The 15,426-nt window shown below is 42.8% G+C and carries 16 protein-coding genes; 12 read left to right on the forward strand and 4 right to left on the reverse strand.

Going from position 1 to position 15,426, the window contains the following annotated elements:
- The first annotated feature begins 378 nt into the window (after nucleotides 1-378).
- The 3 genes from QP794_RS07205 to QP794_RS07215 all read left to right on the forward strand — a co-directional run bounded on the left by QP794_RS07205 (nucleotide 379) and on the right by QP794_RS07215 (nucleotide 4,329).
- Nucleotides 379-1,629, forward strand: coding sequence for an MFS transporter (locus tag QP794_RS07205; RefSeq protein ID WP_285075594.1), 1,251 nt, complete (start codon nucleotides 379-381; stop codon nucleotides 1,627-1,629).
- 1 nt (nucleotide 1,630) lies between these two features.
- Nucleotides 1,631-1,831: a hypothetical protein gene (locus QP794_RS07210; protein WP_285075595.1), complete on the forward strand. Its 201-nt coding sequence runs from the start codon at nucleotides 1,631-1,633 to the stop codon at nucleotides 1,829-1,831.
- Nucleotides 1,832-2,397: 566 nt separating this feature from the next.
- Nucleotides 2,398-4,329 (forward strand): fructose-1,6-bisphosphatase, encoded by a 1,932-nt coding sequence (locus tag QP794_RS07215; RefSeq protein WP_285075596.1) that lies wholly within the window; start codon nucleotides 2,398-2,400, stop codon nucleotides 4,327-4,329.
- Between the two features lie 161 nt (nucleotides 4,330-4,490).
- Here QP794_RS07215 and ahlS read toward each other — a convergent pair whose 3' ends face one another.
- Nucleotides 4,491-5,339, reverse strand: a complete 849-nt coding sequence (gene ahlS, locus QP794_RS07220) for an AhlS family quorum-quenching N-acyl homoserine lactonase (protein ID WP_285075597.1) — start codon at nucleotides 5,337-5,339, stop codon at nucleotides 4,491-4,493.
- A 223-nt stretch (nucleotides 5,340-5,562) separates the two neighbouring features.
- Here ahlS and QP794_RS07225 point away from each other — a divergent pair, with 223 nt between their 5' ends.
- The 8 genes from QP794_RS07225 to QP794_RS07260 all read left to right on the forward strand — a co-directional run bounded on the left by QP794_RS07225 (nucleotide 5,563) and on the right by QP794_RS07260 (nucleotide 11,459).
- Complete coding sequence (locus QP794_RS07225) at nucleotides 5,563-5,979, forward strand: winged helix-turn-helix transcriptional regulator (protein ID WP_285075598.1); 417 nt, start codon at nucleotides 5,563-5,565, stop codon at nucleotides 5,977-5,979.
- Nucleotides 5,980-6,332: 353 nt separating this feature from the next.
- Nucleotides 6,333-6,479, forward strand: coding sequence for a hypothetical protein (locus tag QP794_RS07230; protein ID WP_179132638.1), 147 nt, complete (start codon nucleotides 6,333-6,335; stop codon nucleotides 6,477-6,479).
- Between the two features lie 322 nt (nucleotides 6,480-6,801).
- Nucleotides 6,802-7,344: a 2'-5' RNA ligase family protein gene (locus tag QP794_RS07235; RefSeq protein ID WP_285075599.1), complete on the forward strand. Its 543-nt coding sequence runs from the start codon at nucleotides 6,802-6,804 to the stop codon at nucleotides 7,342-7,344.
- 256 nt (nucleotides 7,345-7,600) lie between these two features.
- Nucleotides 7,601-8,491 (forward strand): AraC family transcriptional regulator, encoded by an 891-nt coding sequence (locus QP794_RS07240; protein ID WP_285075600.1) that lies wholly within the window; start codon nucleotides 7,601-7,603, stop codon nucleotides 8,489-8,491.
- On the forward strand, nucleotides 8,492-8,926 hold the full coding sequence (locus tag QP794_RS33300) for a toxin C-terminal domain-containing protein (protein ID WP_483311877.1): 435 nt from the start codon (nucleotides 8,492-8,494) through the stop codon (nucleotides 8,924-8,926).
- A 16-nt stretch (nucleotides 8,927-8,942) separates the two neighbouring features.
- Nucleotides 8,943-9,440 (forward strand): hypothetical protein, encoded by a 498-nt coding sequence (locus QP794_RS07250; RefSeq protein WP_285075601.1) that lies wholly within the window; start codon nucleotides 8,943-8,945, stop codon nucleotides 9,438-9,440.
- A 656-nt stretch (nucleotides 9,441-10,096) separates the two neighbouring features.
- Entirely contained in the window at nucleotides 10,097-10,315 is a 219-nt protein-coding gene (locus tag QP794_RS07255) for a hypothetical protein (RefSeq protein ID WP_285075602.1), read from the forward strand.
- Between the two features lie 127 nt (nucleotides 10,316-10,442).
- Complete coding sequence (locus QP794_RS07260) at nucleotides 10,443-11,459, forward strand: phosphotransferase enzyme family protein (RefSeq protein WP_285075603.1); 1,017 nt, start codon at nucleotides 10,443-10,445, stop codon at nucleotides 11,457-11,459.
- A gap of 480 nt (nucleotides 11,460-11,939) precedes the next feature.
- Here the strand turns inward: QP794_RS07260 and QP794_RS07265 are convergent, their stop codons facing one another.
- From QP794_RS07265 to gap, 3 genes are all read right to left on the reverse strand, one after another.
- Complete coding sequence (locus tag QP794_RS07265) at nucleotides 11,940-12,920, reverse strand: NAD-dependent epimerase/dehydratase family protein (RefSeq protein ID WP_285075604.1); 981 nt, start codon at nucleotides 12,918-12,920, stop codon at nucleotides 11,940-11,942.
- 133 nt (nucleotides 12,921-13,053) lie between these two features.
- Nucleotides 13,054-13,365 (reverse strand): hypothetical protein, encoded by a 312-nt coding sequence (locus QP794_RS07270; RefSeq protein ID WP_285075605.1) that lies wholly within the window; start codon nucleotides 13,363-13,365, stop codon nucleotides 13,054-13,056.
- Between the two features lie 102 nt (nucleotides 13,366-13,467).
- The gene (gene gap, locus QP794_RS07275) at nucleotides 13,468-14,478 is read right to left on the reverse strand and encodes a type I glyceraldehyde-3-phosphate dehydrogenase (protein ID WP_079345352.1); all 1,011 of its coding nucleotides are present in this window, start codon (nucleotides 14,476-14,478) and stop codon (nucleotides 13,468-13,470) included.
- Between the two features lie 222 nt (nucleotides 14,479-14,700).
- Between gap and QP794_RS07280 the strand changes: the two genes are divergently transcribed.
- Nucleotides 14,701-15,300: a TetR/AcrR family transcriptional regulator gene (locus QP794_RS07280; protein WP_285075606.1), complete on the forward strand. Its 600-nt coding sequence runs from the start codon at nucleotides 14,701-14,703 to the stop codon at nucleotides 15,298-15,300.
- Nucleotides 15,301-15,426: the final 126 nt, after the last annotated feature.

The raw sequence follows: 15,426 nt of genomic DNA on the forward strand, positions 1-15,426 counted from the left end.
GACAAGAACATAGTCCGAATGCAGACTTAGATAACCAAAGAATTCTAATGTTTAGAGGGATACCCGGTGCTTTACATCAGTTTTCTGTTAACTTAGCAGTATAGATAAAGCTAACTGGATAAGAGATAGACAGATAGATAGATAAATAAAATCAAGAAGGAGCTGAGGATCGTAATCGGCTGCTTTTATTCAACTAACGGGCGGGCAGTTTAGCGCGTTTATATAGAAATTAAATCAAGAACAATGGACATGCACTCTGAAAATTCAGTCTTTAGTATGAGGTGAACGATGAGGAAGTCCGTATAATTAGGAATTGAAAGGAGAGTCATATCTTACTCGAAATGGGAATATTTTTGGACAAATTGGAGGTTGAAAAGATTGGATAGGCACGAAAAAAACATGAATGCACCAAGCATGTTTCGCAATCGGTTCCTGCAGACGATTTTATTATCAAGTGTGCTCCTGCAGATTGGCATTTGGGTACGTAATTTCGCTATTCTCCTGTACGTTGCGGATAGAACAAACAATGATCCATACGCCATTTCGCTAATCAGCGTAGCCGAATTCGCACCAATTTTTGTTTTTTCGTTCATCGGAGGTACATTTGCCGACCGCTGGCGGCCGAAGCGAACGATGATCTGGTGCGATTTATTATCCGCGGTTTCGGTATTTGTAGTACTTCTGACCATACATTACGGTTCTTGGCACTCCGTTTACCTTGTCGCATTCATCTCGGCTATTCTTTCGCAGTTCTCTCAACCTTCAAGTATGCGATTGTTTAAATATCATGTGCCCGAAGAACAGCTTCAGCAAGGGATGGCTCTATTCCAATCGCTGATGGCCATCTTCATGGTGCTTGGTCCTATGCTCGGAACCTTCGTTTACAGCACGTTTGGGCTTGAAATATCGATCGCTGTCATGGGCTTGGTTTTTCTGCTCTCTGCACTCGTTCTTATTCGTCTGCCAGAAGATCGTATGCAAGCTCAAACCGTCGCTGTAAAAGGGCAGTTTCGTAAAGAATTCATTGAAGGCTTCCGCTATGTTTGGCAAAGCCTGGTACTGCGGATGCTCGGACTTGCGTTTATTCTCGCGGGACTGGCTGTTGGCGTAGCCCAAGCGCTCAACCTGTTTATCGTAACGGAACGGCTGGGCAGAAGCGAGGAGTTCTTGCAATATCTGCTAATGGTGAATGGTGCAGCTATGCTGATTGGTGGCGGAATCGTAGCCGTCTTCGCCAAGCGGGTTCCACCGCAGGTTCTTCTTGCGATAGGTATGATCGCAGGCGGAGTCTGCACAGCTATTGTAGGGTATTCGACAAGCGTTCCGCTGACCCTGACCGTTCAATTTCTGAATGGACTTGTTTTCCCTTGTATTCATATTGGGATCAGCACAATGATTCTGAAATGGTCAGAGGCTTCGATTGTCGGCCGGGTGAATGGGGTTCTGAATCCGATGTTCGTTGGCATGATGGTCGTTTCCATGTCTTTCGCTGGCGCGTTAAAGGGCGCCTTTTCGCTGAGTACGATCTATGGTGGTGCAGGATTATTATTTCTTCTTGGCGCACTGGTCATGATTCCGATCATGAACCAAAAAGCGCCGAATAACGCACATATTGCACAAGAGACATAAGTTGTACTTCAACAGCAGTCCAGGTACCGAATACCATGAAGACGAGGCATACCTGCCGTTTGCCAAAACGCCGACCACCATTACGATCAAACCATATACATTGACAGTGAAAAAGGATTGGACCGTGATTTCAGACAGCAAGGGCCAACCAGTCAAAAACTATCATAAAGATCTTGAAATAACGATCCCGGTCGTTCAATAACAAGCCGTGCCCGTTAGCGCAATGGGGTTGAATAGAAAAGAAGCGATTCTCCCCAAGTAAACGGTACCCTATAGAGTAGACATATGCAAAATGTCTCTCTATGGGGTATTTTTATATATATTGTGAAAGAGACAGGGCTCGGCGGATGGACAAATTTTAACCAAGAACAAGGTTGAGTACTGAATCTATGATGTTACATTTGCCAAAGATATTGTAGAATTAGGTGCAGCTTTACGTGATAAGGGGTTGGAAGAACCCTATTACCCCGAAAATAATATCTCACCAAGTGATGCGTCTGTAAGCCTGAACAGATTGTGGTCAGGCTAGCGTCTTTAGGCGGAGTTTGGCAACAGGGGGTTATACCATGATGGGGGGAAGGCGATGCTGATATCACCACATAAATAATTTCACTTTTATTGTTAACCATACAGGTGAAGAGGATCGCATTCCGAAAGACCAATATTCCGTATGTTAAAATCATTGATAGAGCGGATTTAAATGTGGTTGAATTAAGCTTTTGGACCCGGCTATACATCACCATACTTTCTTGAAGGGGGATATCTGTTGTGGATGAGCAGTTTCTAGATTTATTGGCCGAGAAATATGATACGGAAGAAAAAGTCATAACAGAGATCATTAACCTTGAAGCGATCTCCAATCTTCCCAAGGGAACTGAGCATTATGTCAGTGATTTGCATGGGGAGTTTCATGCTTTTCAGCATGTACTAAGAAACGGTTCAGGTAATGTAAAGGAGAAAATCAAGGATTTATTCCGTGAGGTTTGGACTGATGATGAAATCAATGATTTTGCGGCTTTAGTTTATTATCCGGAAGAAAAAATACAGCTGGTTAAAGCAGACCTGTGTAATAAACAAGCCTTGAACCGGTGGCATAGACAAACGATTGAAACGATGCTTAAGCTCGTTTCTTATGCCTCTTCCAAATATACGCGCTCGAAATTGCGTAAAGCTCTGCCGGAGCAGTTTATCTATGTTGTAGAAGAGCTTCTATACAAAACGGATTCGACCAACAATAAGGATCCTTATTATGAGGAAATATACCGGCAAATTATCTCCTTGGGCCAGGCGGACAAGCTCATTATCGGTCTAGCTTATACAACCCAGCGCCTAGTGGTTGACCATCTTCATGTGGTTGGAGATATCTATGACCGGGGGCCGGACCCCGATAAAATTATGGACACGCTAATCAACTATCATTCTGTAGACATTCAGTGGGGGAACCATGATGTCCTGTGGATCGGTGCCTATGCGGGTTCCCTGGTCTGCCTTGCGAATATTATCCGGATCGGCGCCAGATACGACAATCTGGACATCATCGAAGACGTATACGGAATCAATCTTCGCCCACTGCTAAACTTGGCGGAGAAATACTATGATGACAATCCGGCCTTCAGACCCAAGCTGCAGTCCGACCATAACGGTTCGGAGCAGGAAATTCTGCAGATTACCAAAATTCATCAAGCTATTGCCATGATCCAGTTTAAGCTTGAAATCCCGATTATCAAGAGACGCCCATACTTTAATATGTCTGAAAGACTTCTGCTTGAGCAGATTGATTACGACAAAAATGAAATCAAAATCGGCGGAAAAACGTACCCGCTGGAAAACACCTGTTTCAGAGCCGTAAATCCGCAGCAGCCTGAACAATTGCTGGAGGAAGAACAGGAGGTGATGGAAAAGCTGCTGTTTTCCGTGCAGCATTCCGAAAAGCTGGCCAAACATATGAATTTTCTTATGAAAAAGGGCAGCCTTTATTTAAAATACAACGGGAATTTGTTAATCCACGGCTGTATTCCTTTGGATGAAGAAGGAAACATGGAAGAAATGCAGATTGAAGACAAGACGTATTCGGGCCGTCAGCTGCTCGATGTTTTTGAATATTACTTACGTTACTCCTTTGCGCATCCGGAAGAGACAGATGATCTAGCGACGGATATGGTGTGGTACATCTGGACAGGGGAATGTTCCTCGCTCTTTGGAAAGAGAGAAATGACCACTTTTGAACGGTACTTTATCCAGGATAAAGAAACCCATAAGGAGAGAAAGAACCCTTACTACTATTTACGTGAAAATGAGGAGATCTGCCGGAAAATCCTACAAGAGTTTGATTTGAATCCGGATCATGGACATGTCATTAACGGTCACACGCCAGTTAAAGAAACTCGTGGAGAGAACCCCATTAAAGCCAACGGGAAAATGGTTGTCATTGACGGCGGTTTTTCCAAGGCCTATCAATCTACAACGGGCATCGCCGGATATACTTTGTTGTTTAATTCCTTTGGCATGCAGCTCGTCGCCCATCAGAAATTTAATTCAAAAGAAGATGTGTTATGCAACGGAACGGACGTAATGTCTGTAAAAAGACTGGTGGATAAAGAACTGGAACGGAAGCTGGTGAGGGAAACCAATGTAGGGGAGAAGCTGCTGCAGAAAATCTCTAATTTGAAGGACCTCCTGGAATATCGCTACATGAAATGAAAAAAATACTAAAAGTACAAAAAGCCCCCCACCCGAGGGAGGCTTTTAAGTTCTACTTAAAAAAATGTCTGCAAATACGATTATCGTTCTGGAAGGCCTCTTCCATTTCGGTCGAGAACCGGCAGCCTTAAGATCAATTTTTCCGCTATGGGAAGGTTGAGTTATTCATAATATCCTTCAGTAGATTTTCTCATGCTTCCGAATTGATCCGCATCATGCCCGAACCACACTTGGGAATTCGTTCGGGTAGCCAAAGTGCGAATTCTCTCCACTGTGTTTCGGTAGCCGATCAAATCATAGATTATACCAGGTGGCTTGACCGGAGGACCAAAACTTTCCGCAGTATAGATGGCATCGGAAGCTAAAATGATTCCGCCGGTTTCTGGCATTTCGATCTGGAGACCTAACATTCCCCAGGCATGACCGCTTCCGAAATTTAAGATTTTGATACCATCCACCAGATCCAGATTGTCTTCTCCCGGTTTGATCGTTTTCCACTGCAGCTGGTTTTTGATCCATGCATCAATATCAGCCCACACATAGGCTCCTTCTTTTTCATTGCGGGCGTAGGTCTGCAGTGCTCCGTTAAACTCATCTTCATGGACGATAATGGTCGCATTCGTGAACAATTCGAGGCATCCTGCATGGTCCAGATGCAAGTGGGAGGCAACGACATACTTGATTTCCTCGGGTCTTACCTTAAGCTGCTCCAGCCGGTTATGCAGGTAACATTCCTCACTTGCTACCCATGGAGACGACAGTTGGGTCGACTGTGCCCAGCGCCCTTGAGCACCCATCGAGTTTGGGTTGCAGGCGGTATCAAACAAAATTTTTCCCTCAGGATGATCAATCAATACCGTATAAATTGGAAATTCAGCAAATTGTGTCTGGGCATTCGGATTATTAATGGTTGCTGGATTATGCATGGAGATGATCCAATTTTTATCCATGCTCATTCGACCGTTATCCAATACATATAGCTTGGGACGCTTTTTAATAATATTTGTCATGTTATTTACCTACCTTCGAAGTAATCCAGTACAAGGCAACCCCTTCCGAGAGCAAAACTTCTTAGACACCCGAGTTCACCCTTAAGGAGTGTGTTTGCTATAGCAAATCTAGCTCAAGCTGCTCCGTGCTGGTATAGACATACAGTAATGCAAAAAATAAAATGATATAAGTAGGCACTTTAAAGTGTCCTGGAAACTTCATAGTGCATAGGAGGGGAACGGTTTGGTACATTCATCAACAACAACTAAACAATCTGATATTTCGTTATCCACTTGCGGCTATAGCAAAGTTCTTGACATTATCTCTGACAAGTGGACTGCACTTGTTATGTATGCCATGGAAAACGGTAAAATCAGATATGGAGAAATGCTGCGGAGGGTTGAGGGAATATCTAAAAAAATGCTTACCCAAACGGTGCGCAAGCTGGAGCGTGATGGTTTGGTTCAACGACACATTACTCCTACAGTACCTTTAATTGTCGAGTATTCACTAACCCTATTAGGGGAAACCTTGCTTCAGCCGATGAAAGAGCTAAGGCAGTGGGGAAGAGAACATTACACTCAAGTTGTAGAGGCGCGAGTTCAGTATGACTCTGCTAATACTAAGGGGTCACATGAAGCCGACAGCATAAATGGATGAACTTTCAGTACATTCAGGGTGAAAAGAAAGCCCTTTTCAGGGGATAGCATGAGTTATCGCTCAAAACTTTTGCAAACTATTCAGAAGCAAGGTGCGACTTGGGTGCTTTTCCGAGTCTAATACTTTATTTTATTTGAACACAAGGAAAAAATCCTTTTACAATCATTGTCAGTACGTTATAATACAATCACCAGATGGATTACCCGACAAAAGAAGTGAAATATTGTAATTAATTAGTGAAGTCCACCATGTAAATTTAGGTTGGATTATCTCCTTTTCACAGTCATGTAGTCACCCTCGGCTCGCCATAGTCTTGAGCCGCTTAATACATATTGGATATCGGAGGTATGGTTATGGTCAAGAAGAAAATTTCCACAGCCCTCAGCGCAGCTTTAATCGTTTCTATGCTGGCTACTGGCGTGATAGTCGCTATCCAAGGTAAAACAACGTTAGAGGTAGCGAAGACAGCAGGGGATAAAAAGGTTGAAGTTATTAAATGAAGAAGCTAGGTGCGACTCTAGTAGTCCCAATTAGAGGGGATTTGAAGCACCTGATGCGAAAGGCACAGAAGATGATAAAGGCAACTGTCACGGGACAAGAACATATTCCAATTGAAGTCGCTAATTTAGCGACTTTTTTGTTTTATCGGTACAAGTTCGTGTTTCAAGCCAAGGACAAGAACAAGAACATATTCCTATTACCGATTAGGCGTATATCTAACCGGTATTTTGTCGTATTTTCATTAAGCTAACGGGTAGGATAATTCCAATTGTGGTGCTATAATGTCATTCAGTTAACGGCGATTTTGTAGGGGGAAGAGAAATGTTTGCGGTAGTCGCGCACTTTGATCAAAAAACTGAGCAGGCTATTAATACCATTTGGAAAGGGCTAAGTGCTAGCTCAATATCAGACTATGCATACGAAATTTCTGGTAGGAAGCCACATATTACTATCGCAGACTATTCAGATATTGATGAAAAATTTTTGTTAGCCTTTAAATCTCTATATGGTTCAAAGGTCAAAATTCAAGTCGTTTTTAATGCACTTTCTACATTTTTGAATACTGGTAGCTTGATGTTAACCCCAGCTCCATCGAAACAACTCATTGATCTACATACAGAGCACCACACAAAGTTTCGTGAATACTCAAATCCACAATCATTTTACTTACCAAATGGGTGGACTCCTCATTGCACTATCGCAAATAGATTGAGTCAAACTGGGCTTAATGCAGGATTGGATTACTGTTCAAAACACCTAGTCACCCTCCATTCCGAGATAGTAGAAATAGCAGTCATAAAAATTACTTTTGATAAAAATAAAGCGGTAGGCGTATCCATCATCAGTAACGAAATATTACGCTAACGTAGAAACGATAACTCCGATAATACCAAGAAAGTAGCTGGTCAAAGTAATCGGCTGTTTTTGTTCAACAAACGGGCAGGTTAGTATAAAAGGCTATCTCAACGTACCTAAAAACTTACTTTAAGTAAGTACATCTTTGCGCTATATAATTAATTATAAGAATCAACATGAATTCTCCAAAGAAACGTAATTGTGCACAAATAGTTGCGATATGAAAACGTAGCATAACTATACTTCTGTTAAGAGGAGGGATCAGATGGATTGGCTTATGAGGATGAATCGGGCGTTGGATTACATCGAATTGAATCTAACCGAAAAGATCGAATTGAAGGAAGTTGCTCAATGTGCTTGTTGTTCCTCACATCAGTTCCAGAGAATGTTCTCATTCATTACTGATGTGTCTCTTGCGGAATATATAAGGAGAAGACGGCTTACACTCGCTGCAATTGAATTGCAGAATAGTGATATAAGAGTTGTAGACATTGCTATAAAGTATGGTTATGAATCTCCAGTTTCATTCGCAAGGGCTTTTCAATCGTTGCATGGTGTTAACCCAGCAATGGCTCGAGAAGAAGGAACAGCCCTCAAAGCCTATCCTCGGCTTTCCTTCCTTATTTCAATTAAAGGGGAAAAGGCTATGAACTATCGTATCGAGACAAAAGAATCCTTTCAAGTATTTGGAATCGAAAAAATGTTTCAACTAAACGGAGTAGATACTCCAGCAGAATTATGGAAGCAAAGCCATGCTAATGGCGAGGTTAAAAGGCTCGCGGACAATGCAGGCGACTTACCAGCCTTTTTAAATCAGGACTATCATAAAGTGCATGCTGTTTGTAGTTACAAAAAAACAGATGAAGATAGTTTTCCGTACATGCTGTCCGCATTTAAAGGCGATTCAAGTAAAACAGATGGGTACACAAGTATAACAATATCAGCTCAAACATGGGCGATTTTTTCCTCTGATCCGTTCACATGGGACAAATTTGATGAAACAATTGATACCTTATATAAACGTTTCTTCTCCGAATGGCTTCCTACTGCTGGATACGAACAGGTCATTGGGATGGAATTTGAGATTACAGGAAGTAAAGACGGTCTTAATTTCGTTGAGCTATGGTTTGCAGTAAGGAAAATAAATGAGGTGTGATTGTTTCAGAACATCAGAAGTGGTCATGGGAAGAGAAATACGATTGCCCATACCAAATACTATCATTTAAATGACCACGGAGATGTCGTTAGCTTAACAGACGTCGACAGCAAAGTTGCTAAAAAAGCAGCTGCAAAAGCAATTAAGAATTTCGCTTCTAGCAAGAATAAGCTGAAGTTGAATTTGCAGCAGTTTGCCCGAAGTATGAATACTAAAGAAGCTACAGCTGCAGCAAAAGAACTTGGATACACTAAGTCAAAATTTACATCTCATAACCAACCTGTCTTTAAAAAAGGGAATAAATACATTACCCCTGATGTTGATGGTCATAATGGAGGGGTATGGAAAATGGCTAGTTCAGTGAAAAATTTAGGAAGTAAACGTACCAGAAAAGGTACTATGATAAAATTTAAAATAGGAGTGGAGATTAAATAGAATGCATTGTTGGAGAGTGACAAAGTATGATCCCGTTTATCGCGATCATGAAGGAAACTTTAAAAAAGAAGATTGGACATCATACTATGATATCGGAAAAGTTTATGGAGGAAAAGAATTTACCCTGTCAGATTATCTATCTATAGAGAGTAGATATATTGATGCAGTAGTAACTCTAATGCAATGTATGAATGTTTCTTCATTAAAAATTACAAACGTAGAAAAATATGATAATAATGTCACTCAGAATCAGTCTATTTCGAGTAACATGGTTGATTTGTTTGCAACCGTAAAAGATGGTGATATCATTGATAACTCAAATTTATCCGATATTTGTAAACTAATCCTCCGAGAACATTTATGGGGGAAACTGTCCGTGTCATCCATGTTTGTTCATTTTGGTAATGATTACTATATGTACATCGGACTACAAGAAGCATGTGTGGAAAAACTAAACGAAATCAGGAATTCAGGGTTGTTTGTTGAAACATATACTTCTCCGTATCAAAGCTAGATTAATAATTTATAAGTGATATTTTAGCGATTTTTCGCAATATCAGGTTAGCCAGTAATAACTGGTTGGCCTTTTTTTAATAACCGTTTAACGATAGGACGAGCCGGAAGAACCTGGCTGATTAAGGAGTCAGGACCTATGTCGGGGACAAGAACATGGCCCCATTGAAAGTCGCTAATTTAGCGTAGCAACCTTGAAATCAGGGGCTTAAATGGGAGTATCTTAAGAGTCGCATAAAATTTAATTCCAGTTAAAAATGTAAATAAATCTGGAGAATGGTTCGTCAGTCACTTTGGTTTTAACCTTAGAAGCGATAGAGGTAATTATATAAGTTTATTCGGAGATAACCACCCAATAGTTGATTTCATTGAATCTCATAATTGACACAAGAGCTGTTTTTAAAATAAAAGGACGATCAAGGTGGGTTGTAACATTTTTCATAGATGATATTTAATTATTACACATGAGACTAACATCTGAGAGAGTTACAACTAGGACAATTAGCAATAAAGGCATTTAAGGCATGTTTTTTGTTTTTGAGGACATAGATGGAAACTTATTTGATGTATGGAAGCATAAAGATTGTGAGTTAATCTTTTAAGACAAGGATATTGCGGGAATAAGTGGAATTTAGTAGGTATAGATTTTAAGCATTCATGAATGCGATTAGACGATCGGGAGAACCCGCAGGTGACGCTGATTCTTGTCTCATTCGTGCTTTCTTCCGAGCCAATATCGTGCAGGAGGTGCCGAGGCGCGTCGAGAGCATGGTTGTAAAGCAGCTGAACAAGCTGGGCAGGTATTTCTCGGAAACGCTCATTACGAAGAGAGCCCCTTGTTGGAGCAGGACGGATCGGATGAGGATATGCTTCTGAGAGAGGGATCTCTGGATAATTACCTAGTAAGTGTCAAAAGGAGGCCTTCCGTTAGGTGGTCGCCGAAATTTTCGATTGAAAAAAACTATGCAACTACTTAAATTCTGAATGAAAGAAGGTATAGAAGATGATACGAGAAATTAAAGAGCAATTCACCGATGAGATCCTTACTGAAGCAATAAAGCGATATGACATTAATAATGACACCGTTCGTTTATTGGGCGGTTATGAAAGCTTTGTTTATGAATACCAGAAAAACAATGCGTTTTTCATATTAAAAATCTCACATACAATTAGAAGATCAAGAAATAATATACAGGGTGAAATTGAATTTTTAATTTTTTTGTCGAATAAGGGACTGGCAGTTTCAAATGCTGTTCCATCGACCAGGGGTAATATGGTTGAAGAAATTGCAGCAGAAAATGGGTCGTTCCTAGCCATTTCATACGAAATGTCTCTTGGAAAAGAAGTGTCAGATGCAGAATGGAATGAATCGCTTTACGAAAAATGGGGCGAATTTCTGGGTAAAATCCATCATGCGACTAAAGGTTATGAATGGAGTAATCCGGCGTTTAAACGACAAGCCTGGGACCAAGAAGTTCAATTAAAGGCGGAGAAATACCTGAAACCTGATGATGTAATGATTTCCATTCTAAAAGAAAGATTAACAAAACTTACTTCACTGCCCAAGTCCAAAGATACATACGGTTTGACTCATACTGATTTTCATCAAAGTAATTTTTATCTGCATAACGGAGACATTTATTTGTTCGATTTTGATGATTGCGGTTATACGTATTTCGTAAACGATATTGGGATTACACTGTATTATGCACTTTCTTATCCGTTTAAGGAATTTGAAAATAAAACGGAATATTATAAATTGTTTTTCCGCCATTTTATGAAAGGATATCTGAAGGAAAATACAATCCAAGAAGAAGAAATAGTATATTTACAAGATTCTATTAAACTTCGTCATGCATTGCTGTATGTTTATTTTCATCAAGCAAACGATGTGTCAAATTTGAATGAAGAATCAATGAACTGGTTAAAAGAGCTTCAACGAGTAGCCGCTTCTGATGACCCTATGCTGCCGATTGATTTTGTTCAAGAATTTAAAAGCATTTATAATAGTATTCATTAACTTGGGAGCCTCGCATTTTACAAACGTGCTCCCCGCTGTAATCGAACTGGAAAAGGGTACAGTTGGGCTTAAACTCTGCAGAAATAAATGAAGGATTTCTTCATTTAAAATTGCCTGATATGGGATTCGGTAAATGCAGCAATTAAGACTTTTCAAGAAACTTGAACTTGGTGATCATGAAGAAGAGTTCCACCGAGTAATTGGTAAAAACCTTGACCCGGATAAAATAAACTTTATTTATACATTGATTGATTCAATATCCGATACTTAATGAAGTAATCACTAAACTTACGGAACAATATAGTTCAACAAATAAAGGAGCAGTCTCGCCGGCGGCGACTGCTCCGTTTTTTATTACGCTTATAAGCTTTTGCTGATCTGTAGTGCTCATCTTCGTCGAACGCTGCCTACCACATTGGCCTAAAGAGCCATTCCAGAGAACAACTTACCATCGATTGCCGTGGTTTGCCCTCCAAAGCCCTATCGTTGAGCAGATGGTTCCTCGTAGCTTTGCAAGCCGGCGTCGCGCAAAGTTCTTCCGACATAGCCCAACTCTCGACGTGCAGCGGCATCGTTGACAGTGAACTCACGCCCAATCATGCGTATCATCGAACGTGAGATCGGCGGATCGCCGTTTTTCCGCGTGACGGCCCAGGTAGTGTCGAACAGACGGCCAATGGCAGAGGCGAGCCAGTAGGGCATCGAACGCAGCTTATCGATGGACAGGCCCTGCAAGTTCGCAAGCGAGACGACGAACTCACGGAAAGTCTGCCCTTCCTGGTCTTTGATGAAGAAGGCATGGCCGCCTTCTCCGCGTTCAAGAGCGCATTGTATGGCTTCAACAACATTGTCCACATAGCAAGTTGAAAAAGCGTAATCACCGCGGTCGATGAATGCGAACTGTCCAGATCTGACTGCTTCGGGAAGCGCTCGGCTAAACGGATCACCAGGCCCCCAGATAGCCGGTGGGCGAAGCGAGATCGTGCGAAAGCCGGGTTTGTTGGCTGCCAGAACCAATGAATCGGCCTGTGCCTTGCTCGCCAAGTAGGAGGAGAAGTGGTTCAGGAAAGTCGGCGCGCTTTCATCAGCGTCGTGGATGAGCGTTCCGCCGTTATCCATGTGGATCCCCGCCGCGCTGATGTAGACGAATGTCTTCGCGCAGGCGGACTCGGCTGCCTTCAACAAGGCTGCGGTGCCATCGACGTTGGTACGGAAGAAGGGTTCGCGAGGCCCTGAAAAGCGGAAAAGGGCGGCCGCATGCACAACCGCATCGATCATCGGTAACACGATTGGCGTGCTGCTTTCGAGATCGGCATCGACCGGTATCGCACCCATGGCCTTGAGTTTGGCGTGAGACGATATAGAGCGTGTGAGGGCGAAAATCTGGTGACCATCCTCCACGAGCTTCGGGATCAGGCGGCCGCCGAGCAGGCCGGTGCCTCCCGTCACGAGAATTTTCATTGTGATCATCCTTTCGGTTCAGGATAGACCGCATGGCGCAAACGCGGATTTGCTCAAGAACCGCAGAAGTGGGTGGCTCCACCTTGCGTAGCCGAGCTGTGGCGCGAAGCAGGGATGCAGCATTCGCAGACGCCTACATGAGCACAACCACCTCGACCGTCGGTGCGAGCCATCCCTCGGCTGCGATGCGTTGTATCAGGAGCATAAAGGCCAGCTCGGCAGCGGGAAATTCAGCGCCGTAGAGAACGCGGCTCATCATCGCTACGTAGGGCCGTGGACGAGCAGCCGCTAAGCGCACGTAATCGTCCCAGCCTTCGCACAGCGCTATCACCGGATCAGCGCATTGGGCCGCAGTCCTTTTGCTTTCGAGCAACTGCGCGAAGGCTTCCGCAATGGCGGCGCTCAGAAGCCCGTTGGCCCTTCCGAAGTGATGGTACACTTTCAACCAACGCGACTCCCGTCAAAACCAGAATAATGCCGAACAATCGATCATCATATTGTGGAGTGCATCCTTCATAGAATTTTCCTTCTATCCATCATTTATTGTTTATCTAGCAATCTTAGCGAAGTGCTCCATAGTACGAACCAATTGGGCTGTATAAGACATTTCGTTATCGTACCAAGCTGCGGTTTTCACCAATTGCTGGTCACCGACTGTCAGAACTTTCGTCTGCGTGGCGTCGAAGAGCGAACCGAATGTGATGCCTTTGATATCGGAAGAAACGATTTCGTCTTCCGTGTATCCGAAAGTTTCTGGATCGGAAGCTTCTTTCATAGCAGCGTTAACTTGTTCAACCGTTACCTTGGTATTCAAAACGGCAACGAGTTCAGTCACGGAACCTGTTGGTACAGGTACACGTTGAGATGCCCCATCCAGTTTGCCCTTAAGTTCCGGAAGAACTAGGCCAATGGCTTTTGCGGCACCGGTGGAGTAGGGAACGATGTTCTCCGCTGAGGCGCGCGCAGCTCGGAAATTGCCTTTTGGATCCGGAGCGTCAAGTGTGTTTTGGTTACCCGTGTAAGCGTGAACGGTCGTCATCAGCCCGGATTGGATACCAAACTTGTCGTGCAGAGCTTTAGCCATAGGGGCCAGGCAGTTGGTTGTGCAGGAAGCACCGGAAATGACAGTTTCCGTACCGTCCAGTGTGTCATGGTTCACGTTGTATACGATCGTTTTCATGTCGCCTGTAGCAGGGGCGGAAATGACAACTTTCCTCGCTCCGCCTTTCAGGTGAAGCTCGGCCTGTTCTTTCGTGGTGAAGAAGCCTGTACATTCGAGAACAATATCAACGCCAAGCTCTCCCCAAGGAAGCTCTTCAGGATTCCGCTTAGCCAAAACCTTAACCTCTTTGCCGTTTACTTTGAAGGTTCCGTCATGGACTTCAATGTCACCGTGAAAAGTGCCTTGGGTCGTATCATATTTGAGCAGATGAGCTAACATTTTAGCGTTCGTAAGGTCGTTAATCGCTACAACCTCGACGCCTTCCACATCTTGAATTCGGCGAAAAGCTAGTCGTCCGATTCGTCCAAAACCGTTTATACCTACTTTTACAGTCATTGAAAAATCCCCCTATAAGTTTTATTTATTCCAACAAGCGAATGCCTGTAATGAAATAAAAATGGCCCAGCGCTATTTCATTCTAGAATGGCTTATTGTATAATCTAAAAAGAGACCGATCGGTTTCTTTTATATTAGCATGATATTAATGAATTACAAGGCCGAATTGAATAATTCGTTTAAAATAAATGAAATAAAAATAAGGTTCATACGGAGGAGCTCATGAAAAAAGGGGACAGAACACGGGAACATATCATTATGAAATCGGCTGAAATTTTTAACCAGAGAGGATATGCCGGTACATCGCTAAAGGAAATTATTGCCGACACAGGGATTAAGAAGGGGGGCATCTATCGACATTTTGCCAGTAAAGACGAGATAGCGCTTGAAGCCTACAATTATGCTGCCGGTATGGTCGTCAGAAAATTTTCTGAGGCGGTCGATCAAGAGCAGTCTGCGTCAGGAAAGTTGGTTTCTTTTTTTCGTGTCTATGAGAATGTCGTCAACGATCCACCATTTATTGGCGGATGTCCCATGCAGAATACAGCTGTAGAAAGTGACGATACTCATTTAGAGCTTTGTGGTCAAGCAAGGCAAGGGATGCATACCTTCTTGGATATGATGAAAAGTATTATTCGTGACGGCATTCAAGCTGAGGAGTTTAGGGAGGATCTGGATGTAGATGCGCTAGCATCATTTGCATTTTCCTTGTTGGAGGGAGGGATTTTACTCAGCAAGTTGGATGGGGATAACAAGCACATGCTAATGAATATAAAAATCTTCTCGTCCTATTTGCAGCAATGCTGCTTAAAGACCAGTTAATCTGGTGTACTGGCACATCGGAATGGAGCTGTGCATCATCGATGACAACTACATCCTTAATCATAAAAAGCACCTGTCTTCACACTTTGGGGAGGATCGGTGCTTTTGTTCATTTATATAAAAATT

Origin of the sequence: Paenibacillus sp. UMB7766-LJ446 (assembly GCF_030226665.1) — a bacterium.
Taxonomy (GTDB): Bacteria; Bacillota; Bacilli; order Paenibacillales; family Paenibacillaceae; genus Paenibacillus; species Paenibacillus vandeheii.

Coding starts and splice junctions, on each gene's coding strand:
- QP794_RS07230 (WP_179132638.1), top strand. CDS start 6,333: ATGGTCAAGAAGAAAATTTCCACAGCCCTCAGCGCAGCTTTAATCGTT.
- QP794_RS07240 (WP_285075600.1), top strand. CDS start 7,601: ATGGATTGGCTTATGAGGATGAATCGGGCGTTGGATTACATCGAATTG.
- ahlS (WP_285075597.1), bottom strand. CDS start 5,339: ATGACAAATATTATTAAAAAGCGTCCCAAGCTATATGTATTGGATAAC.
- QP794_RS07235 (WP_285075599.1), top strand. CDS start 6,802: ATGTTTGCGGTAGTCGCGCACTTTGATCAAAAAACTGAGCAGGCTATT.
- QP794_RS07280 (WP_285075606.1), top strand. CDS start 14,701: ATGAAAAAAGGGGACAGAACACGGGAACATATCATTATGAAATCGGCT.
- QP794_RS07260 (WP_285075603.1), top strand. CDS start 10,443: ATGATACGAGAAATTAAAGAGCAATTCACCGATGAGATCCTTACTGAA.
- QP794_RS07255 (WP_285075602.1), top strand. CDS start 10,097: ATGAATGCGATTAGACGATCGGGAGAACCCGCAGGTGACGCTGATTCT.
- gap (WP_079345352.1), bottom strand. CDS start 14,478: ATGACTGTAAAAGTAGGTATAAACGGTTTTGGACGAATCGGACGACTA.
- QP794_RS07265 (WP_285075604.1), bottom strand. CDS start 12,920: ATGAAAATTCTCGTGACGGGAGGCACCGGCCTGCTCGGCGGCCGCCTG.